This is a genomic window from Streptomyces sp. NPDC055966 (genome assembly GCF_042269865.1).
GTDB lineage: Bacteria > Actinomycetota > Actinomycetes > Streptomycetales > Streptomycetaceae > Streptomyces.
Genome location: NZ_JBHJYK010000011.1, coordinates 293,079 through 314,056 on the forward strand (window position 1 = coordinate 293,079; position 20,978 = coordinate 314,056).

Consider the following 20,978-nt stretch of genomic DNA (forward strand, 5'->3'; position numbering starts at 1 on the left):
TCCGGGACGCTGCCTCCGAAGCGCCGCGCGACGTTGGAGGGCATCGACCCGGCGTGGTACCCGGCCCGGCTCGCCGAGTGGCAACGCGACTGCGCCTGGTCCGCCAGCACCTGGAGGCCGGCGGCACACGGCCCACCGCACCAGGCAAGGCCGTACACCAGGGCGAAGACCTCGAACAGTGGGTACGCCAGCAGATCCTCGGCTTCCACACGCTCACCGGAGTCCAGCGATGGATGTGCGCACACATCCTCAGGATCGAGCCCGCAGCCGAGGAGGAGAAGCCGGCACCGCGCCGGGCGCGCTCCGACCGGGGGCCGGTGGACTGCGCCGTCCCCCGCCAGTACTACGTAAGCGAGGGCCACCTGCCGGGCACCCAGGGGACACGTCCAGGAGATCGTCACGGGCGACGACGAGGACCACACAGAACGTCGGCTGGGGGCACGGATCGGGAACCAACGCAGCAGACCGCGAGCCTGCCGCCTGAGCGCGTGGAACAGCACTCCGCCGCCGACAAGGGCTATCAACCGCCCGATTCACCCTCAGCGCCGGGGGTTTCCGCGCATTCCCTGCCCTGCCTTGCCCGACCGGCCGGCCGATGCTGCCCAGGCGGACAGCCAATGCTGCCCGCCCGTACCTGGCACCAGTGGTTCGCCACCGCGTATGCACGAGGAGTCGACGAACCGCACCAGAGGCGAGGCCCCCTTGCGTGATCACGAGAACATCCGGGACACCAGAGCCGGTACCAACCGTGCCGCGGCCCACACACCGTCGCCCGCACCACGGCACGGTCCGCTGGGTCTGCAGGCCACCGTCGGCAACGCGGCCGTGGTCCAGATGCTCCGCCGGGCCGGACACCCCTCGGCCCATGACCAGCACCAGCACACCGCAGGCTGTGACTGCCGGCAGAACGCAGAGGCCGCGGCCGCGGTGCAGCGTTCCGCCGTCCACGACGTCCTGCGCGCGCCCGGGCGGCCCCTGGACGACACCACGCGCACCGACATGGAGAACCGGCTCGGCGCGGACTTCTCCGACGTCCGTATCCACGACGACACGACCGCCCAGGCCTCCGCCGCCGAAGTCGGCGCCCGCGCCTACACGAGCGGCAACCACATCGTGATCGGCCAAGGCGGCAACGACAGACACACCCTCGCCCACGAACTCACCCACGTCATCCAACAGCGCCGAGGACCCGTCACCGGCACCGACAACGGAAACGGCCTCAAGGTCTCCGACCCCGGCGACCGTTTCGAGCGAGAGGCTGAGGCCAGCGCCACCCGCGCGATGAGCCTGCCCTCCCGGTCCGGGCAGCCGGTACGAGAGCGTCGGAGCAGGGCGAACACGGACACCGATCTGCCGCTCCAGCGTGTCGCGACGCGAGGGGCCACGGGGAGTCTGCCGCTCCCGGCCTGGGACCGGCACCCTCCGGTGTGGATCGCCGCTGCCTTCGGCCCGCAGAGCAACGGTGGCCCCCTCCAGCGAATGGGCGGAACGAGCGTCACGGTGACCTTGGGGCCGAGCGTCAACGCACCTGCGAACTCGTACGGGGGCTCACGTCCCGGTGCCACCGAGTGCACGCTCGTCAATGAGCTGAACGCGAGGGACGGCAGCGGCTGGATCAAGGGGCACCTGTGGAACGACAACTTGGGCGGCGAAGGAGTATCGGAAAACCTGACGCCCATGACCGACAGCACGAACCAGAACTTCAACCGCCAGTTCGAAGAGCCGTTGAAGAGGATGCTGTGGAAGTGCACGAATCACGCGGAGGGAAATCCGAACTCGCCGGTCTGGTACGGGGTCACCTTTACCGTCAGCACCTACGGCAGGATGTCGACCGATCCGGCCAAACTCGAATACCTCGTACCTGAAGGAGTCGAATACACGGCAAGCTACGTACAAATGGACAGGGCCACGAACGCCGTCACCCCGGTCGCGGCTCCCCAGGGATTCCCGCCAGTGATCAGTTAGCACGGCGTCCCGCCTGTCCGCCCGCGTGCGGAGTCCCTGTCTCTCGTGCCGAGTGATCATGTTGCCGGCTGTACTTCAGACGGGAACTGCCGGCTTCAGTCGATGGACGACGCGCTGCTGGGCGTGCCGGACAGTGGCACGAACGCCGCCGCCTGCGCCGCGCAGCCGCGCACGGGTGTGACGATCTGTCAACTCACGTGACCTGACGGACGAACAACGACCGGAAGGACCTGGCCGTCAGCGTCCACATCTGGGCCTGAGCATCCGAACGTCCGCGACGCCATGGGCAATTGGGTGATCACCGGCCGAGGGCTCACCAATAGGCGCGGTCGTCCCAGGACCGGAAGTCCGCGAACTCGACGGGATCGTCGTCCTCGTCCGGGGTGGCGAACCCATGCGTGACCAGCGTGCCGCGCTGCCAGTCGAGGAGGGTGTCGATCAGGCCGCGCTTCAGCGGCGGGCCCTGGTCCGCGTGGCGGGGCCAGACGATCAGCGGCCAGGTGTCGGGATCCGCGCCCTCGGTGAGCCAGCCGAGGTAGTCGCCGTCGATGGAGTTGCCGAAGGGGAGGAAGCCGCCGGGCTCGGGCCAGACGGCCAGCGGGTACCACTCCGCGTGGCCGTCCTTGAGCTGCTGGTAGGCGTCCACGGTGTCCTCGACGTGTGTGAGGAAGCGCCGCTCGCCGGTCCGGAGCGGGCTGTGGAAACGCAGCCACCCGCTCCAGATGCCGGCGCCGTACGCGTCCATCAACCGTACGTACTCCCCGGGCAGCCGCGTGCCCAGTTCGGCGAACAGCCCCTCCCAGGAGCCGTCGCCGAGGTACGGCCGCTCGGGCGGCGGGGACAGCAGCCGCAGCGCGTCCAGCCCGGTGCCGGTCTCCAGCGCGACCCTGCGCTCGGCCTCGGTGAGCCGGGGCGGGACCGGCGCGGGCGGGGTCCACGGCTCGGCGTCGGGCAGGAAGGCCGTCCGCGCGACAGTGCCGGGCAGCGGGCCCAGCAGCGGGCCGGGTGGAGACGGGAGCTCCCAGGTGTCGCGGACGGTGTGCCGCAGATAGTCGGTGAGCGTCAGGTCGTACCGGTGCCAGCGGAGCAGGCCACTGCCCGGCACCACCCCCGAGTGCCGCACCACCACGGTCCACTCGTCGGGGTCGTCACAGGCCGAGGTGTCCCAGAACAGTACGTCGCTGCCCCGCGTGCAGCCCCAGGCCAACAGGCCGCCGGGGTCGGGGTGGAGCAGGGGCCGCTCGGCCTCGGGCAGTTCCCGTGCCTCGATCCGCGCCTGCCGGTGCGTGGCGCGCAGCCACTCACCGTAGTCGAAGCGGTCGCGCTGGACGCACGGCACGTGGATCCACACGTACTCACCGAAGTCCAGCGGCCCGTACCGGTCGGCGAGCCGCTTGTAGTCGGCCGGCAGCCGCAGTCCGAGCCAGCTCTCGACGGCTGCCCAGTCGATGGGGACGGAAGAGGGCGGGCGCTCCGCCGAGGAGGTGGTGAACGTGCTTGTCTCCGAGGTCAATTGACGTCCTTCCAGCGTGCGCCGTGTACTCGGCTGATTCTTCCGTCTCCATGGTCCGGGCGGAAATCGGGCGGCGGCGAGTGTGCCGCACGAGTCAGACTGGCGCACATGGAGGGCGAGATCACCCGCAGGGTGGCCGAACTGGACGCGGGGTCGACCGACGTGGCCGAGGAAGCGCAGCACGCGCTGATCGCCCTGGGGCCGCAGGTGCTGGAGCCGCTGATCGCGGCGGCTCCGGCGCTGAACCCGTTCGGGCAGCTGTGCGCCATCGAGGTGTTCACCGCGCTGGCCGACCCGCGCCCTGCCGACGTCCTGATCGGCATGCTGAGCAGCGAGAGCGCGACCGTCCGGCAGTGGGCCGCCGAGGCCCTGGCCGAACTGGGGGTCCGGCGCGCCGTACCACGCCTGCGGCAGGCGTACGACGCGTTCCTGCGGCGCGGGGAGGCGCTCGACGACAGCGAGGGCGAGGGGCTGCGCTGGGCGCTCACCGAACTGGGTGCCCGCCGGACCGTCCTGCCGCCGCGGTCTGCCGCGCTGCACGGCTCGGGCGGCACACTGAACGACCTCTGGCCGGTGCAACACCTGCCAGAGGTGATCCGGGACCTCGCCGACCACGGACAGGCCGTGCTCTACTTCCAGATCTGGGAGCTGACACCCGACGGCGGACGCCACGGCGTCGGCGGGCCGGGCATCGACTGGGACGTCGACAGCGACCGCCCCTGGCCCGAGACCGTCGTCTCCTGCCGCGACTGAGCGCTGCTGGCGGCGGAGGCGGTGGACGTGGCGCCGGACCGGGTGGTGACGATCTCCTGGATCGACGCGACGGATCTCCGCGTCGACACTGCCCAAGAAGCCACACCTCTTGTGACTGAGCATTCCATTTGCCGCCTGGAGCACTTGGGTTGGCGGAGTCCCTCGGCATCGTCCGCGAGGCACGTAGCCTGCGAGGAGCGGCAAAGGCACTGAATGTCAGCCTGGGCACGCCATACGAAAAGCCAGGCGTCTCTCGCCTCCGGCGGAAGCGACTGCTGGAGACAGCCGAGAAACGGAGCCCTTCGGACAACCCGAAAGAGAAGTACAGCTCGTCGTGCCCGAGTACGCACACCATGCGACGGCGCATACGCACCGAACTTCCGCAATGCCGTGGCGACGGATCTCGGACTCTTCGTCGATCGCATCGCCGCCCCGGAACCGAACCGAACCGAACCGGACCGCACCCGTCCGTCTGGCCCCCGCCCGCGCTGTGTGGGAACCAGGGCTACAACTCCTTGAGCTCCTTCAGCCGGGCCGCATAGATGGCGGCGATCTGGGATGCCTCCTGCGTACCAGCGGTCGCCAACTGCGCCCGGTCGGCGAGCGCGGCATCACGGCCGGCCTTGAGCGCCTTGAGTCGCTCCTTGTCGGGCACCGCCGCGCGGCGCTGCGAGTCGATCTGGGCGTCGTACCAGTTCGCCACGTCCTGGACGGCGTCCTCCGCGGCCTGCTCCTCGCCGCCCTCCAGGCCGGAGAAGTCGGAGCTGGGGATGTCGGACACGGACACCACCTTCGTGTTGATCTTGATCGGGACAGTCATTCTCCTCCCGGTCCCGGTGCCCAGGCGGGAGCGTCGGGGCCTACCGGCGGGCCGCGGGGCGTCACACATCCCGGCTCACCGAGCGAGGAACGGCATGAACGACACCGCCGCCGAACGCGACATCGCCACCACCGGTGCTGCACACCAACGACGAACAACGAAGGACGAAGGACGAAGGACGAAGGCAGGATCACCGACATGCGGTACATATGCCAGGAACTGAGCCTCGGCCGGCAGAAGCGTGAGGACCTCTCCGGATGAGCTCCATCGGGCTGATCGGCAGCTGACTGATCGGCAGCACCGTTGCGCACGGGCGCCGTCAGCAGCCCGCCGCTCGCGATCGTCAGGCTTACATCGGCGTCCCCGACCGCCGCCTGCTCGAACTGCCCGCCACCCTCGACTGATCCGAAGGCACCGCCCTCACCTACGCCCCCACGGCACGGTCGTGTCGCCTGGCTTCACGTGAGACAGGGACTGACCACGGGTGAGTCCCCCACTCCGTCCAGACCGACAGGCTCCGGCTGCCGCTGCCCTCCCTGCGACCGTGCCGAAGGCCGCTGCCGGGCACAATCACCCACAATTGCAGAAGGCCATCCGGGCGATCGTCGCTTCCGGCTCCGCCGTGGTGCAGTCGGCCGACCGACGCCGGGTACTCGACGGACACACGCAGGTCCTCCCGCTGAACGCGGAGCTCTTCCACACTCCGGACGACCGCCGCCCACTGAGGGCATGAGCTCCGAGTCAGGCCCCCTACCGGGCCGCCTGACCGGCAGGTCACCCGTTCGGGGGGCGCTACCGGGCCGGGCCGGCCGGGTCGGGTTTGTCTGGGACGGTATCCGGCCGGCATGCAAGAGCCCGGTCGGGCCTTATACGAGGAGGAACCGTGTCCCAGGGCATCGCGCAGTACAAGGCCGCGCACACCGTCATCTACGGCAGCTCCAGCCTGGACCGTCTCGTCACCGAGGAGCAGGCCGGTCACGCGGCCGCCTGGGAGGCCACCCGGAAGCTGAAGAAGTCCGGGCAGCCGATCGACGACCAGAACCTGTCCCACACCCTGGAGGCGCTGGCGCGCCAGCAGGCCGACCGGCTCGTGGTCGACCTCGGCCTGGAGCACCTGGACGAGGAGGAGGTCAAGCGCCACGCGGCGGCCGCAGCGGCGCGTATCGCCCCCGAGTTCGTCACCGTCTGACCGCAGCGGCTCGGGCACCCTCAGGTACGGGCGGCCGCGATCACCAATCCCCGACGCCCGTCGCCTCCTTCGGCCTCCCGGCCGAAGGAGGCACCGTCGGCCTCCGGTGAGGGGCAAGGGTCCTGGGCGACCACGACCAGGACCACGACGGCTCACCGTGACGAGCACTGTGTCGACCCGCCCTGCCCGGGCTTGCCTCGGGCACCCGACCGGGATGCCGACCGACCACCAGACCGCTCTCTCCCGCCGGCGCCCCCATCCACGATCATTCCGCTGCCACGGAAGGCGAAATCGATCACGAACGACAATGCCGACGGAGTGCCGCCCGTCGCCGTGATGCTGGCCACGACAACGTTCAGCCGGTCCTCGCGGGGGGCTCCGAGCATCAGCTCGGTGGCCCTTTCGTGCATTCCCGACATGATCGGCTTCCCCAATTCGAGAGACTCCGAGATGGGGTGGCCAGCGCCGACGAGCGACGGAGCGCGTCGGCCACTGCGAGCTGACGCACGGCACAACGGGGAGAAGATCCTCACGGCTGCTGTACGCGCGTTCACGACGGAGGGGCTGGACGCTCACCTGGACCGCATCGCCAAGGAGGCGGGCGTGGGCAGTGCGACTCTGTACCGCGACTTCCCCGCACGGGCGGCCTTCGGCATTCTCAGACGGCCTCGGTCAAGAACCGGGTCCCCCATGCATCGCGTTCAGGAAAGACTATGGAGCGTCGGGCGCATCCCGCCTTACGGTGGCGCCATGAGCGATCACCCGGAAGCGCCTGTCTCCCCCGTCGAAGCCTATGAACCCCCTTACTACGTGGCTGTCTTCACTACGGTGCGAACCCAGGACCAGAGCGGCTACAGCGAGACCAACGCACGCATGGAAGACCTGGTGAAGGACGTCCCTGGGTTCCTGGGGATGGACCACGCGCAGACTCCTGGCGGACTCGGCATCACCGTCGGGTACTTCCGCGACGCCGACGCCCTCACGGAGTGGCGGAACAACGCCGAGCACCGTGCGGCACAGAAGCGCGGGCAAGCCGAGTGGTACCAGAGCTACACGCTGCATGTGGCGAAGGTGGAGCGGAGCCACGGGTTCACACGACCGTAGGCCCCGCAGAGCCCGACGGCAGACCGAAGACGACGAGGGCAAGCGCCTGCTGCGGATCATCCGCAGGGGCGCCGGCTCGGTGGTGACCTGGCGGCGGGCCGAGATGGTGCTGCTGTCCGCCCAGGACATGCCGGTGGTGAAGATGGCCGAACCGCTTCAGCTCCGGGCCGCGCACAGCGCGTGGTCGGTGAGGGTCTGCACCGCCTTGTTCAATCGGTCCTCGTCGACGAGCGCGGTGGTGGACGTCACCGACACGGTCACCGCCCGTCGGCCGTCCGCGCCGACCGCCGGCCGGCCGTACACGCCCAGGCCGTCGCCCTCGTGCATGTAGAAGACGCCGCCGCAGGTCAGCGGCACGACCCGCAGCCCGAGACCGTATCCGCCCTGCTTGCCCGCGGGAGGTACCGGCAGGTCGTCGTAGGGGACCGTCTGCCGCATCAGCGCCCACTGCGTGGCGGGCAGGAGTCGCCCGGTGACCAGGGCACGGAAGAACGTGTCGAGGTCGGCCGGGGTGCTCACCACCGCGGAGTCCGCCGTGTGCTGATAGCTCTCCTCGGTGAGGTCCACCGGCTCGCCCCCGGGCCCGTCGATGGTCACCCGCTCGTGCGGGCCGATCAGATACGGGTTCTCGCCGGGGATGTAGGTGTGCCGCAGGCCGAGCGGGGCGATGATCCGGTGCTCGACCAGCTCCCGCCAGTCCGCACCGCCCGCCTTTTCGGCGATCATCGCTGCCAGCAGATAGTTGGTGTTCGAGTACGCCCACCGCCGCGGCGAACCGTGAGGCGGCGGGGTGAACAGCGGGGCGTGTCGCATCGCGATCGCAACGAGCTGGGACGGCGGGGTGGCGTCGTACCGGTTCTCGTCGAAATGGTTCACCAGCTTGTCCTGTACGCCGGGATCGGTGATGTAGTCGTAGATCCCGCTGGTGTGCTGGAGCAGGTCGCGTACGGTGATCCGCGAGCCGTCGTTGCCGTGTCCGCGCACCACCCCGGGCAGCCACCGTTCCACGGTGTCGTCCAGTGACAGCCGCCCCTGCGCGGCCAGTTGGAGCACCACCACCGCCGTGAACGTCTTGGTGGTGCTTGCCACCCGGAACTCCGGGTCCCACGGGACGGGCGCGTTCGAGCCCACGCCCGCGCTCCCGTACCGTGCCCGCAGCACGGCGCCACCCGGCCCGTCCACCCGTGCCACCACGTTCACATCACCGCCGGCGGCGGCCCGCACCGCCGCCAGATCCCGCCTCAGGTCTCCCGCCGAGTAGCCGCCGGGTGCCGGGTGCGTTCCCGTGGGCGCCTCGCCCGCCCCGCACGCCATCAGTGCCGCCAGGCACGCCACGACCGCCGTACGTTTCCCCGCCACGCTGTCACCTCTGTGCTCGGCCCGACTCTCTGCTGATCAGTGCCAGTCAACGCCCCTCCCCTCGTGCAATCGATGGAGCTGACACCCGGGCGCCAGGTGGGGCTGCCCCCAGGTCGTCGTCCGCCCGCGGTCGGCCGAGGACGGCGGGCGAGCGGACGTGTCCGCGTCGGCGGCCGGTCCATGGAGCTGGCGTACACGTTCATCGAGATGGCGTACATACTGCTCGGCATCGTCAGGTTCCGGCGCCGGACCAGCTCGGAAGATGTCGAGCCCTCGGACGTGGCGCACGCGGCTCGGATGGAGCCGGGCCGCCGGGGCCGGATGTGTGGCCGCCGGCCAGGCAGGCCCACGGCGAGCCCGGGTACCGCCGGGGGGGCGGGCGCTCGACCCGATGGCGACCGCCGCCGACGTCCGTGCCGTGGAGTGTGTCCACACGGCGGGAACTTGTGCCAGCAGGCACTGCGCTTCTCACCTGATCTCGTCGCGCCCCGGTCCGCCCCCTCTTGAAGACCAGCGCCGCGCAGGACCGCTGCTATCTCCCTCGGGGCCCCGTCGGCACGCACCGCCACGCCAGGACCGCCGCGGCCAGGTAGGCGAGCGCGCCGACGGTCATGCTGGTGCGCAGCCCGCTGGTGTAGTGGGCGGCCGCGGCGAGCAGACTGCCCCCGAGCGCCACACCGGTGGCGCTGCCGATCTGGCGGGCCGTGTTGAACAGGGCGGAGGCGGCGCCTGAGTACGACGCAGGCGCCGCGCCCATCACCGTCGTGGTGGAGCCGGTGAGCGCGAACGAGGTGCCGAATCCCGCGGCCATCATGGGTGCCACAAGCAGCGGGTAGGCGGGATCGGCACCCGCAGCGGCCCAGCCCGTGAGCCCCAGCGCGGCCAGGAGCATCCCGGCGACGACCAAGGGACGATCACCGGTACGGCGGGACAACCTCCCGGACAGGATGGACGCGAACATGGTCATGGCCACCGCCGGGAACAACGCCAGCCCCGTGCGCAGGGCGGAGAAGCCGCGCTGGTGCTGGAACTCCAGGCTCGCGGTGAACACCATGCCGTAAAAGCCGAAGTTGAACAGCAGGCCGATGACGGCGCCGCCGCTCATCTCCCGGGAGCGCAGCAGGCGAAGGGGCAGAACGGGCGAGCGGGCCAGTCGCTCACGCACCACGAAGGCCGCACCGGCCACCCCTGCCGAGCCCAGCCCGGCCAGGACCGCTGGATCCGTCCAGCCGCGCCGGCCGGACTCGTTGAGCGCCGCGGTCAGCAGCGCCACCGCCGCCACGACCGCCGCCTGGGCCGGCCAGTCCACGGGCCGGGCCGCCTGCCGAGGCGAACGCGCCACGTGCCGCAGGGTCAGCACCAGGCACGCTGCACCGACCGGAAGGTTGATGAGAAACACCCAACGCCACCCCACCGTGGACACGAGCAGACCGCCCAGCAGCGGCCCGGCCGACGCTGCGACGCCCGCCATCGAACCCCAGAGTCCGAAGGCCCGCGAGCGTTCCACCGGCTCCGGATAGGCCTGCTGGAGCAGGGCCAGGGAACCGGGCACGATCAGCGCCGCGCCGAACCCCTCCAACAGCCGGGCAGCGACCAGGACAGCGGCATCGGGGGCAAGGGCGCACGCGGCCGAGGACACGGTGAACACGGCCGTGCCCCAGCAGAAGACCCGCCGGCTGCCGAGCCGGTCGCCCAGCCCGCCACCGGTCAGCAGGAATCCGGCGAATACCAGGGTGTAACCATCGGTGATCCACTGAATGCCGGTCAGCGAGGTGCCCAGATCCCGCCCGATCACCGGCACGGCGACGTTGATGACCGTCACATCCAGGATGACCATGAAATACCCGGCGCACACAGCCACAAGCGGCGCCCTGGAAGGCCCCTCGGACCGGAGGCCCGACACATGACGGGACAAGGGTCCACGACCGCCACCCGGCTCCACGAAGGCCACGGTCTCCCCCTCCCGCGTGCGGACATATGACGCCGGTCGTCACCGTAAGGGATATACACCTCATATCCCCGACCGTTCGCACACCTCACCGCGCCTCACTACGCCTCACCAACGGACGAGCGGACGACGGCGACATCACCGCCCGCACAGGAGGCAAGCACAGCCAGTGGACAGGGAACACGTGCAGCCGCTCAGCCACACGGACGCACGGCAGCCGCGCCTGGCGCCGGGGACCTGCCCAAAGAAGGCATCGCGCAGGAATGCACGGCGGGCAGCCCCTTCGGCGGCCGCCCGCCGCGGGACCGTCCTCCAGAGCGCCGCCCGCGGCAAGGCGTTCGACGAGCGTCGACCAGGACCTTGCCGCCGCCCGCGCCCGAGAGGAGGTGACCTTCTCGAACACCACTGCGCCGGATGAACCGACCGACCGTATGCGGCCGTTCGGCAAGGCGACGGCGTTCGCCCCATGCACCCCCTACGCCCCGCCCGGCTGCCGCATTCCGGAGCGCGCATACGCGGACGTCCCTCCCGACCGGGCCCCGCACCCGGCCTCCACGGCTTGCTCCAGGGCAGCGAATATCTCCTGACGGCCCGGCGCCACAGCACTCGTAAGCGGCCCCGGGAACCCGCTGTACTGCCGGTTTCAGGGGATGCAGGCTGCGGCGCAGCCGATCCTTTAGCACGGACCAGTTCACGCATTCCGCAGCGACACGCGGTCGGCATTCGGTGAGCGGGCGTCAGTAGATCATCCGAATGGATCAATAGTCATTCAATCCGCCTTTTTCTCCGGCCACTTCACATCCCGGCCGAGCGGCGGAAGCAGCCGCATGTACCCCGATCGGCCCCCTCCCATCGACATTCCGAAATGACCGATACGACAGCCATGAGTACGTTTGATCGCAGTCGGCTGACGAGCCGACATCTCGGAGATAACAGACAGGAGAAGCGACATGAAGCTCGCTCGTTCCACCATGGTGACCGCCACAGCCGGAGCCGCCGCGGCACTCGCCGTCACCGGCATCACCTACGCCTCGGCGGCCTCCGCCCCGGCCCCCCAGGCAGCCCCCGCGGCCGTCGCCGCCCCGCAGGCACCCTTCAGCGGCGACTCCGGACAGGGCAAGAACAACAACAGCAACAACAACAGCAACAACAACGAAGGCAAGGGCAACGAAGGCAAGGGCAACGAAGGCGGCGGCGGCCGCCGCGAGGAGGGCCGGCGCCACGAAGAGGGCCGCATCCTCATCAACGAGCGGTCCTACTCCGCCCACCCCGGCGACTGCATCACCGTCGTCAGCGGCCTGGGCGCCAAGACCCTCAACGTCCGCAACGACAGCCACAAGCGCGTCGAGGTCTTCCGCGGGGCCGTCTGCGACAACGGCGCCCCCATCGCCACCGTCGGCGCCCACAGCACCAGCTTCGGCGTCGACGACCTCCACACCAAGGGCATCCACGTCAAGGACGGCGTCGTGGCCAGCTTCCGCGTGGTCTGCGACCACGAAGGCGGCTGGGACGAGGGCGGCCGGGGCGGGGACCGCGGCGGCGACCGTGGCGGAGACCGCGGCGGCGAGGGCGGCTGGGACGACTGACCGCAAGACGACAGCACACACGGGGCCCCGGCCCGCCGCAATCGAGCCGGGAAACCCCACCCCCACCGCTGTCCGACAACCCACGCGCCACACGCGCACCAACGGGCCCGGACACCAGGCATCACACCCTGGTGCTCGGGCCCACCCATTCCCCCAGGGAACTTGCTCGCCCTCGGCATCCCCCTGAACCTCAACCCAACTGCGGGCGCTGGGAGTGCCGGTGCGGAGATGAGCCGGAGTCTCACCAGCACTGCCGAGTCTCGGCAACAGCGACTGCACCGGCTGCGCCAGCTGTGCGAGCACGTCCTGGACCGGTCGGGGGCGGCGGTCGTGCACGCGCGGCTCGCGGTGCTCATGGAGAACCCGCTGTTCACCCCGGTCGCTGCCGCCTCCGCGCTGGGGACGGCACGGTCCGCCCCTCGTTCGGCTCCGCCCGCACCCCGCGGCCGGCGGCTGCTGACGGCGGTACAAGGGGAATGCCTGGATCACGGCCTTCCGTAGCACCCTTTGGACGTACAGGCGCGCGTACCCGCGCCAAGTGCGCTCCCCCCGGTGCCCGCTGGGACGGTCCCGTCGTGTGACCTGGGAGGTAGCTGGTCACAGGGCCGTGCTTGGGCTCGCTCGCGTGGGTCTCCCGCTGGATCTCCCGCGCTGACGGTCAGTGTTCCTGGGCCGTAGGGCGCACCATGATCTCGTTGATCGCGACATGCGGAGGCTGGGTGACCATGAAGGTGATGGCACGGGCGATGTCGTCGGCATGCAGCCAAGCCTTCTGCGGCATGCCACGGGCGGCGGCTGATCCGGGGCCGGTCGCCATCTCCGTCGCCGTCAGCCCCGGCTCGATCAGCCCCACTCTGACGCCCCTTGCCGTCACCTCCTGACGCAGGGCCTCGCTGAACGCGCCCACCGCATGCTTCGTCGCCGAATAGATGCCGTTGTTCCTGCGCACCACCCGGCCACCGACCGAGCTGACGTTCACGAGATCGGCGATCCCGCGCGGGCCGTCCGCCGCCGCGCGGAGCAGGTGGGGCATCGCCGCCTGTGACAGGTGCAGGACGGCGTTGAAGTTGAGATCGACCATCCGTTCCCAGTCTGCGGGGTCGCCTTCCTCGATGGTGCCCATGGCCACGTAACCGGCGTTGTTCACGAGCACGTCCAGCCGCGCGCAGCACTCCACGGCGTCCTCGACGGCCCGACGCGCCTGCACCGCGTCTCCGAGATCAGCGGTGAGAACGCTGCACGAGCCGCCCCGATCGCGGATCGCTGCGGCCAGTTCCTCCAGCCGCCCCGTACGGCGGGCGACGACTGCCACAGCGGCACCCTGCCGAGCCAGCGACAAGGCGGTGGCCGCACCGATGCCGCTGGACGCGCCCGTCACCAGCGCCGCGCATCCCGCCAGTGGCGCACCGCCACCGGTGGCACCCGCCGCCGTAGCGCTCTGATCCGCAGCGTGCGCGGGCCCACCGTCCGGTTCCCTCACACTCATGATCGTCCTTCACCAGTCATCCCGCCCACGACCAGGCCGAAGGCGGCGCGCACCTCACGCTCCGCCGTCTGGCGGCGAGATGCCGAGGATGTCTACGGTTCGGAGTCCGGCCAGGTAGATCGTCGCGGGCTTCTCGCATCAGGTGGCGATGCCACGCCACTGCTTCAGGCGGTTGATGCACCGCGGCACCGCTCGGCGTTGTTGCGCTGCTCGCCGAGGTCCCGGGCGAGAAACGGCGGCCCGCCGTCGCGGCTGCCTTACGCAGCAGTTAATCGTGCTGATCCGCCGGGATGGGGATCACCGTCCGGTTGCCGCGCCTGCGTGGATGGGCACAGACCGCGCGTGGCATACGGGTGCCGCGTGCGGGCCGCCCCGATCGGCGCCGCCTCAGCAGTAGCTGGCAAGGCGTCAACGACTCGGGGCACCAGGACTGCGCTCAGCAGGAACGGCTCGGGCGCGACGACGCCGCATACCGGTGGACCGGAGTCGGCGGACAACAGCCGTGGTCGTCAGGCGCGCAGCCGTGCGCGCTTCAGACGTGGCCTCGGTGCGGTCGACGGTGTGCGGCAGTGCGTGGCCGAGCCTGCGGCCCGTCTGTTCTGAAGAGCCGGGCCCGAGGGCCTGCGCGTCCCAGCACCTCGCGCGCCGACGACGGCGCCACTAGGGAGGTGGGCGCCCCGGTTGAGTTGTGCCTCAGCGGAAAACGGCGATGTTGCGGGCGACCCAGCCGTTGAAGGGGCGCGGGGCCCGGCCGAGGACTCGTTCCACGTCCGGGCTGATGCGCAGTTCGGCCGGGTTCGGGGCGGAGATGATGTCCAGGGTGTCGTCGGCAAGTTCCGCCGGCACGAACCGGGTCATCATGGCCTTGGCCTCGTCGCGGGTGAGTTCGTGGAACCGTACACGCGAGCCGAGCTCGGCGGCGATCGCCTCCGCCTGCTGACGCGGCGTGATTACCTCCGGGCCGGTCAGCTCGTACACCCCGCCGATGTGCCGGTCGTCCAGCAGGCAGGCCGCCGCGACCTCGGCGATGTCCGCCGGGTCGATGACCGGCACTCCTACGTCGCCGAAGGGCGCGGCGACCGTCCCTTGCTTGCGGACGGACTCCGCCCAGGCCAAGGCGTTCGAGGCGAAACCGCCCGGTCGCAGGACGGCCCAGTCCAGGCCGGACTCCCGCAGCGCGTCCTCCACCGCGCGCATCGCGACCCGCGACGGACCGAGCGGCCTGGTCGCCACGCCCTGCGAAGACAGCAGGACGACCCGGCGGACCCCGCTGGCCGCGGCCAGGCCGATGATGTCGGCCGGCTTGGCTTCAGGGGCGTGCAGGTCGCCGGACAGCAGGAGGAACAGGGCCTTCGCCCCGTCCAACGCGGGTGTGAGGCTTGTCAGCTCGGCCAGGTCGGCCGTCACGTGCCGGACTCCGTCCGGCATCGCCACCGCGTGCCGCGACACCGCCGTCACCTGCTCGCCCGCCTCGGCCAGGGCCTGCGTCAGAGGCCGGCCCACATTCCCGGTAGCCCCGGTCACCACGATCATGTTCAGCTCCTAGTCCGTTGTGAACTGCGGTAATTGACGCTAGGAGGAAGACTTACTTTTCGTAAGAACATACCCAGAGGTAAGCTCCGTACATGACGGAAGGCGCGCAGCTGACGCAGGCTGAGTCGGGCAATCGGTATGAGGTGTTTCACACCGACTGCCCCGCGCGTGACCTGGTCGACCACGTGACCAGCAAGTGGGGCGTCTGGGTGCTGATCGCCTTGCGGAGCAACGACCTTCGGTTCTACGAGCTGCGCGACAGCATCCAGGGCATTAGCGAGAAGATGCTCGCCCAGACCCTGCGGGCACTGGTCCAGGACGGACTGGTCCGGCGAGAGGTAGAGCCGACGACACCGCCCCAGGTCACCTACGGGCTGTCCGAGTTCGGTCAGGACGTCAGCGAGCCGCTGACCGACATGTTCAACCGGATCACACAGCGGCTACCGCCGCCGCACCGCCCGGCATAGTGCGGTATTGGCCGGCCCAGAAGGCGAATCCAATCCAGCGTGGCCAAGCACGCCAGTGACCTAGTGCCCCAATGACCTGCGTTGATGCGTCGGCAGTAACCGGCGAGGCTGTCGGGTATCTGCCAGGCAGCCTTGTGTCATACGTATGGTCGGGTTCGCTTTCCGGCCCTTGAGCCGGACGGGCTCACGCGCGCTTCACCGGTCGGCGGACACGGGCTGCACGTCCCTGCGCGAGGCCCGCTCCTGCGCACCGGCCAGCCAGAGGAATACCGGCGGAAGGGCGAGCTCGATCACCGTCAGCACGATCTGGAACCACTGCGGCCAGCCGTGCACGGCGAGCGAGAGCAGCCGGCCCACGCCTCCCAGCAGGAACACTCCGGCCAGCCACCGCACCTCCCGGGCCGGGATCGGACGCTGGCGCGCAGCCCAGAGCCAGGCCAGCCCGTAGCCGACGAAGCTGGCCCCCATGAACCGGCCCCAGCTGTCCACCGTCGTGCCGGCGGAACCGGCGCCGGGGATCGCCGCGTTGCCGAGCGCAACGTGGAACAGGCCGATCGCCACGCAGGACCAGCCCATCAGCGTGGTGAGTACGCGCAGAGCCCTCTCCATCGTCCCTCCAAGCCGTCGCAGCGAAGCTTAGTTGACATGCGTCTACTACACTGGGGGCACCAGTAGACGCATGTCAACTAGGCTTCGCTCGTGCCTCCTCGCCAGCGACTCACCCCCGCCGACCGCCGCGCCCAGCTCCTCGCCGTCGGCGCACGGCTCTTCGCCGCGCACCCGTACGCCGACGTACTGATGGAGGAAGTCGCCGAAGAGGCAGGTGTCTCCCGGGCCCTGCTCTACCGTCACTTCCCCAGCAAGCACGCCCTGTTCGCGGCCGTCTACCAACAGGCCGCTGACCAGCTGCTCGCCGGGACGCGATTCGACCCCGCCGACTCCCTGACGGAACAGCTCGTCCAGGGCATGGACCTCCATCTTGAGTACTTCGTGGCGAACCGCAACGCCGTCCTCGCCGCGAACCGGGTCCTCGCGGGTGACCCGGTGATCCAGACGATCATGACGAACGAGCTGGACGCGCTCCGTGCACGGCTGCTGGCCGTACTGCCCCTCGCGGACGAGAGCGCCCGCGAGGCCGTGTCCGGCGTCCTGAAGAGCTGGCTGGTCTTCGTCCGGGTGCTCTGTGTCGACTGGCTCACCCACGAGACCTGCACCCGCACCCAGTTGCGCGACGTCTGTGTCGGCGCGGTGCTCGGTGCCCTGCGGCCGCTGCTCGCACAGGACCCCGCTCCCGACTGGCCGCGGCAGGAGCCCGGCGCAGGAGCCCCGACCCCGGGGCTGCCGCACCGGGATGCCCAGGGAGCCTGACACACCGTCGGCGCCCCGGGCTCGAACGTCCAGCCGGGGATCTCGCCGACCGGAGACGGGGCCCCACGCCAGGTGCATCACGGCCCGCGCCACTCTGGCGGGAAACACGCCTCGATACACGCTCCCGCATCCCCAGCCCGAGGGGCATCCACCGGTCCGAGGGACATCCGCCAGCCCGAGGGGCATACGCCGGCCGGGGGCATACGCCGCCTCCCGGCCGCCGCCCGCGCCCTCCGGAGAGGGCAGGTAGACCTTCTCCCCACCGCCGCCCCGGAGAAGCCGAGCGCGGGAGGTGCGGGCAGGAGTGTTCACCTCCGAGCGGACAAGCGTGCCCCGCCCTCTCGCGTCGGCACGGCACAAGTGTGCGGGCAGCGCCGACGCATCGGCCGCACCGCAGCCATGACCCGGATGGCCACGCCGCACGACATGGGAGCCTGTCCTCCCGGACACCACCCGGCGGACGGACCGGCCGCCCGAATGCTGCCGTTTCGGCAAGGTGACGGCGCTCGCCGCCCTTGACTCGCCCGAGCCCGGGCACACCGGAACGCGCGCACACGGCCGACCTTCCCAGCCGGGACCTGGCCGCGGACGGCCGCCCACGACAGCACCCGCACCCGCGCCCCCACGCCACACCGTGCCCTGCCGTGCCAGATGTACACGACGCCCCCGGCAGCGGCAGCCCGACGACGGCCACGAACCGCGCGCGCCCGGCGGGCCGACGCGCCGATGCAGGGCGAGGCGCCGGGCCCGGGTGTCCGTGCGCCAGCGCAGGCTGTGCGCTCGCACATCACGGACAGCCCGGCTGGGGGACGCTCAACTCCTGGGCGCAGAAGGGCGGTCGGGCCCATCGCGCGGGGTCCGGATCACCGTGTCGCGGACGGCGCTGGTGAAGGCGTCGGCCGAGAAGTCGTTCGGCCGGGCGCCGCTCCCCCGCCACTCGGTCGCGCAGGCTGCCGGTGCGCTCATGGCCGTCCTGGCGGACGTCGCCGCGCATCCCGCCCGTACACCGTGCATCCGCTTGTACGGTGCGGGGATCCGCACGCCGCAGACGGCACCGGCACGCCGCCGCGCACGACCGACCGGCCCCGGAGACGGCCGACCCACCGCCGCCCCGCGATCCCCTGCCCGACCGTGCGACGAGCAGGCTTCGGCTCAGCCGTAACACGAATCAGCTCACGACTTTCGCAGCGACACGCCGCCGGAAGTGGATGAGCGGACATCAGTGGATCATCCAGACAGCCTAATAGTCATTCAATCCACCCGTTTTCCCGGTCATTTCGCATCTCAGCCGGGCGGCGGGCGGGGGTCGCGTGTACCCCGATCGGCTCCCTGACCTAGTCCTCCAATATGACTGATATGACCGCTGTGAGTACGTTTGATCGCAGTCGGCTGACGAGCCGGCATCTCCGAGATATCCAGAACAGGAGAAGCGACATGAAGCTCGCTCGTTCCACCATGGTGGTCGCCAGTGTCTCGGCCGCCGCGGCACTCGCCGCGACCGGCATCACCTACGCCTCTGCTGCCTCCGCCCCCACCTCGGTGCCGCAGCCGGCCCGGGCCGCTGCCGCACCGGCTCCTGCACCGGTTGCCGCCCCAGCCGCTGTTCCAGCTGCTGCAGCTCCGGCCGCCGCACCCGAAGCCTCCCTCGACGGCGGCTCCGGACAGAACAAGGGCAACGGAGGCCGCGGCGACGAAGGCCGCGGTGACGAGGGCCGGGGTGACGAGGGCCGGGGTGACCGGGGCCGCGGTGAAGAAGGCCGGGGCCGCGGTGAAGAAGGCCGGGGCCGCGGTGAAGAAGGCCGGGGCCGCGGTCACAGGGAGGGCGGCAGGATCCTGATCAACGAACGGTCCTACTCCGCCCACTCCGGTGCGTGCATCACCGTGGTCAGCGGCCTGGGCGCCAGGACCATCAACGTCCGCAACGACAGCCACAAGCGCGTGGAGGTCTTCCGCGGGGCGGTCTGCGACAACGGCGCTCCCATCGCCACCGTCGGCGCCCACAGCGACAGCTACGGCGTGAACCCGGGTCACACCGAGGGCGTCCACGTCAAGGACGGCGTCGTGGCCAGCTTCCGCGTGAACTGCGACCGCGATGGCGGTTGGGGCGGCGGCTGGGGTGGCGGCGGGGACGACGACTGATCCCGGTCCGCGAGCACACCACGGGGCCCCGGCCCGCCGTAATCGAGCCGGGGCCCCGATCCCCACCATTGTCCGACAACCCACACGTCGTACACACACCGCCGGACCTGGGCACCAGGCATCACACGCCTGGTGCCCGGGCCCGCGTCCCTTCCCTCACCATCCGGTCCAACTGAGGACTTCCACGCCGGACACCCGTCAGGGAATGGTGCCGTACGGGCGGCCACGGCCGCGCCGGACGAACCGCTGACGCGGGCCGGCGAGGTCAAGAGCGCCCGCTGCGGTTGACCGGCCATGTGCCCGGCCAGGCTCCGCGCACTGGCGAACATGCGGATGTCGTCGGCCGCCCACAGCACGAAGTCTTCGACCGATGTCACCTCGTGTCCTGAGACGGCGCGGAAGCGGAAGCGCTTGAGCAGCACGGCCAGGACCAGTTCGGCCTCGGGCCACTACGGGGTCGGGGTGGAACGCCCAGAACGGATAGAAGAACACGGTCCGGCCGAGATCCGGTGGCCGCCGAGCGTGAGCGCACCGGCGGTCTCGCGCGCTCCGTACGGGCCCGGCGGATACAGACGCAGCGACTATTTGAGGACCATTTCCCCGTACGTCAGCCGTCTCAGGTCCGCGTAGTCGGGCACCGTTCGGCCGCCTCGGGGTGGCGGCCGAGCAGGTGCAGAGTCCGGGCCACGGCCGCGGCGGTCGTGTGGTGGGCCGCGAGCAGCACGGCCAGGATGGCCAGGACGGTGTTGCGGATCCGGGCAGGCCGCTGACCGGTCTCGATCAGTGCGCCGATCAGGTCGCTGCGCCGCGTACGGCCGTTCACACGGTGGGCCACGACGACCTGGTCGACCGTGGCGCGCATGCGGGCGAGGGCATGCCGGTCCGCTCGGCGCGTTCCTCCGGGGTGCCCGAAAGCGGCACCTGGTACAGCCGTCCGAGGTAGTCGGTGAGCACCTCCTCGACGTCGGTGACGACGCCGTCCAGGTCCAGGTGCCCGCGCCCAGGGCGTACTCACATTCTTCTGCAGGGCCACGCAGCCGCCGTCGCAGCACCCTTCTCCACAGGGCATGTTCGTCGGCTGGGAGAACGTACGGGTTGCCGTCCTCGAACGGTGGATCGAGGACGGAAAACAGACGCTCCGGCCGCTGATCGAGGTGGGCCGTCGCCTGCAGCAGGACCGGGCAGCGATCGACACCGCGGCGTCGGCGCCGGGAAGCTGGAAGCGCACGACGGGCCCGTACTCGGCGTGCAACCGCAGCTGCTAGATGTGCAGGCCGTCCGCCGCCGCGATCGCGCCGGGTCCGCCGTCCGGCCGGGGCTCAGGACCGGGTGTGGCCACCACGCCTCACCACGCCTCCTTCTGATCGGTGACCGGGTGCTCGGCCCACGCGCGGGCGGAGCGGGAGCACGACCGGCCTCGGCACCGCCAGCCGTGAGGACCGGTACCGCTGCGGACAACGGCGCGGTCGACGCCTCACGGAACCGATGATCGGGGTGCCCTCCTCGACGCACCGCGAGAAGGCGTTCTTCCCGAACGGCGCCGGCGCGGCGTCGAGGGGAACTGGTCGGCGGGGCGCGGCCGTTCCGCGTGGCGACGGTGTCCGCCATGCGGGCAGGCCTCACCCCGGCCCGCCGACCGGGACCTCCCCGTCATGGCCGGGGCGGACCGTGTGTGCGGGCGGACCGACGAGTCGTGGCCGGGCCGGGCGCGGCGTCGGCGAAGGCGCGTTCCCGTGAACTGGGCCTGC

19 protein-coding genes and 2 pseudogenes are annotated in these 20,978 nt (G+C 70.7%); 12 read left to right on the forward strand and 9 right to left on the reverse strand.

The features are described from left to right. Positions 1–702 precede the first annotated feature (702 nt). A complete protein-coding gene (locus ACFC8N_RS24765; RefSeq protein ID WP_376289780.1) occupies positions 703–1,965 on the forward strand; it encodes a DUF4157 domain-containing protein in 1,263 nt (420 codons plus the stop codon). 313 nt (positions 1,966–2,278) lie between these two features. On the opposite strand, the gene ACFC8N_RS24770 is transcribed toward ACFC8N_RS24765, so the two are convergent. Further along, entirely contained in the window at positions 2,279–3,478 is a 1,200-nt protein-coding gene (locus ACFC8N_RS24770; RefSeq protein WP_376289782.1) for an SMI1/KNR4 family protein, read from the reverse strand. A 108-nt stretch (positions 3,479–3,586) separates the two neighbouring features. Between ACFC8N_RS24770 and ACFC8N_RS24775 the strand changes: the two genes are divergently transcribed. Next, positions 3,587–4,231 (forward strand): HEAT repeat domain-containing protein, encoded by a 645-nt coding sequence (locus ACFC8N_RS24775; protein WP_376289784.1) that lies wholly within the window; start codon positions 3,587–3,589, stop codon positions 4,229–4,231. A 505-nt stretch (positions 4,232–4,736) separates the two neighbouring features. On the opposite strand, the gene ACFC8N_RS24780 is transcribed toward ACFC8N_RS24775, so the two are convergent. Further along, the gene (locus ACFC8N_RS24780) at positions 4,737–5,051 is read right to left on the reverse strand and encodes a hypothetical protein (protein WP_376289786.1); all 315 of its coding nucleotides are present in this window, start codon (positions 5,049–5,051) and stop codon (positions 4,737–4,739) included. An 883-nt stretch (positions 5,052–5,934) separates the two neighbouring features. Here ACFC8N_RS24780 and ACFC8N_RS24785 point away from each other — a divergent pair. From ACFC8N_RS24785 to ACFC8N_RS24800, 4 genes and pseudogenes are all read left to right on the forward strand, one after another. Beyond that, positions 5,935–6,240, forward strand: coding sequence for a DUF3759 domain-containing protein (locus tag ACFC8N_RS24785; protein ID WP_356039032.1), 306 nt, complete (start codon positions 5,935–5,937; stop codon positions 6,238–6,240). Positions 6,241–6,690: 450 nt separating this feature from the next. Continuing rightward, positions 6,691–6,888, forward strand: a pseudogene (locus tag ACFC8N_RS24790) (TetR family transcriptional regulator); the annotation flags it as partial. Between the two features lie 102 nt (positions 6,889–6,990). Then, positions 6,991–7,344, forward strand: a complete 354-nt coding sequence (locus tag ACFC8N_RS24795; protein ID WP_356039048.1) for an antibiotic biosynthesis monooxygenase — start codon at positions 6,991–6,993, stop codon at positions 7,342–7,344. Continuing rightward, a pseudogene (locus ACFC8N_RS24800) lies at positions 7,301–7,495 on the forward strand (hypothetical protein); the annotation flags it as partial. The gene ACFC8N_RS24795 and the pseudogene ACFC8N_RS24800, both read left to right, overlap by 44 nt. A 5-nt stretch (positions 7,496–7,500) precedes the next feature. Here ACFC8N_RS24800 and ACFC8N_RS24805 read toward each other — a convergent pair. Both ACFC8N_RS24805 and ACFC8N_RS24810 read right to left on the reverse strand, forming a co-directional pair. Continuing rightward, positions 7,501–8,703 (reverse strand): serine hydrolase domain-containing protein, encoded by a 1,203-nt coding sequence (locus ACFC8N_RS24805; RefSeq protein ID WP_376289788.1) that lies wholly within the window; start codon positions 8,701–8,703, stop codon positions 7,501–7,503. A gap of 532 nt (positions 8,704–9,235) precedes the next feature. Further along, positions 9,236–10,618, reverse strand: a complete 1,383-nt coding sequence (locus ACFC8N_RS24810) for an MFS transporter (protein WP_362823314.1) — start codon at positions 10,616–10,618, stop codon at positions 9,236–9,238. Between the two features lie 983 nt (positions 10,619–11,601). On the opposite strand from ACFC8N_RS24810, the gene ACFC8N_RS24815 reads away from it, so the two are divergent. Together ACFC8N_RS24815 and ACFC8N_RS24820 are read left to right on the forward strand one after the other, a co-directional pair. Further along, entirely contained in the window at positions 11,602–12,237 is a 636-nt protein-coding gene (locus ACFC8N_RS24815) for a hypothetical protein (protein ID WP_376289790.1), read from the forward strand. Between the two features lie 228 nt (positions 12,238–12,465). Beyond that, positions 12,466–12,738, forward strand: coding sequence for a hypothetical protein (locus tag ACFC8N_RS24820; protein WP_376289792.1), 273 nt, complete (start codon positions 12,466–12,468; stop codon positions 12,736–12,738). A 157-nt stretch (positions 12,739–12,895) separates the two neighbouring features. Here ACFC8N_RS24820 and ACFC8N_RS24825 read toward each other — a convergent pair whose 3' ends face one another. Then, positions 12,896–13,717: an SDR family NAD(P)-dependent oxidoreductase gene (locus ACFC8N_RS24825; protein ID WP_376289794.1), complete on the reverse strand. Its 822-nt coding sequence runs from the start codon at positions 13,715–13,717 to the stop codon at positions 12,896–12,898. A gap of 699 nt (positions 13,718–14,416) precedes the next feature. Continuing rightward, complete coding sequence (locus ACFC8N_RS24830) at positions 14,417–15,256, reverse strand: SDR family oxidoreductase (RefSeq protein ID WP_376289796.1); 840 nt, start codon at positions 15,254–15,256, stop codon at positions 14,417–14,419. Positions 15,257–15,348: 92 nt separating this feature from the next. Here ACFC8N_RS24830 and ACFC8N_RS24835 point away from each other — a divergent pair, with 92 nt between their 5' ends. Next, positions 15,349–15,723 carry a helix-turn-helix domain-containing protein gene (locus ACFC8N_RS24835; protein WP_356039116.1) on the forward strand — a complete coding sequence of 125 codons (375 nt, stop codon included), beginning with the start codon at positions 15,349–15,351 and terminating at the stop codon, positions 15,721–15,723. Between the two features lie 195 nt (positions 15,724–15,918). On the opposite strand, the gene ACFC8N_RS24840 is transcribed toward ACFC8N_RS24835, so the two are convergent. Beyond that, positions 15,919–16,332 (reverse strand): DUF4345 domain-containing protein, encoded by a 414-nt coding sequence (locus ACFC8N_RS24840; protein WP_356039114.1) that lies wholly within the window; start codon positions 16,330–16,332, stop codon positions 15,919–15,921. Between the two features lie 90 nt (positions 16,333–16,422). Here ACFC8N_RS24840 and ACFC8N_RS24845 point away from each other — a divergent pair, with 90 nt between their 5' ends. Beyond that, entirely contained in the window at positions 16,423–17,091 is a 669-nt protein-coding gene (locus ACFC8N_RS24845) for a TetR/AcrR family transcriptional regulator (RefSeq protein WP_376289798.1), read from the forward strand. Positions 17,092–17,904: 813 nt separating this feature from the next. On the opposite strand, the gene ACFC8N_RS24850 is transcribed toward ACFC8N_RS24845, so the two are convergent. Continuing rightward, positions 17,905–18,057: a hypothetical protein gene (locus ACFC8N_RS24850; RefSeq protein WP_376289800.1), complete on the reverse strand. Its 153-nt coding sequence runs from the start codon at positions 18,055–18,057 to the stop codon at positions 17,905–17,907. 468 nt (positions 18,058–18,525) lie between these two features. Here ACFC8N_RS24850 and ACFC8N_RS24855 point away from each other — a divergent pair, with 468 nt between their 5' ends. Continuing rightward, positions 18,526–19,230, forward strand: coding sequence for a hypothetical protein (locus tag ACFC8N_RS24855; protein WP_376289802.1), 705 nt, complete (start codon positions 18,526–18,528; stop codon positions 19,228–19,230). Positions 19,231–19,846: 616 nt separating this feature from the next. Here ACFC8N_RS24855 and ACFC8N_RS24860 read toward each other — a convergent pair. Further along, positions 19,847–20,092 (reverse strand): cytochrome P450, encoded by a 246-nt coding sequence (locus tag ACFC8N_RS24860; protein WP_376289804.1) that lies wholly within the window; start codon positions 20,090–20,092, stop codon positions 19,847–19,849. Positions 20,093–20,297: 205 nt separating this feature from the next. Here ACFC8N_RS24860 and ACFC8N_RS24865 point away from each other — a divergent pair, with 205 nt between their 5' ends. Then, on the forward strand, positions 20,298–20,495 hold the full coding sequence (locus tag ACFC8N_RS24865; RefSeq protein WP_376289806.1) for a hypothetical protein: 198 nt from the start codon (positions 20,298–20,300) through the stop codon (positions 20,493–20,495). Positions 20,496–20,978 lie beyond the last annotated feature (483 nt).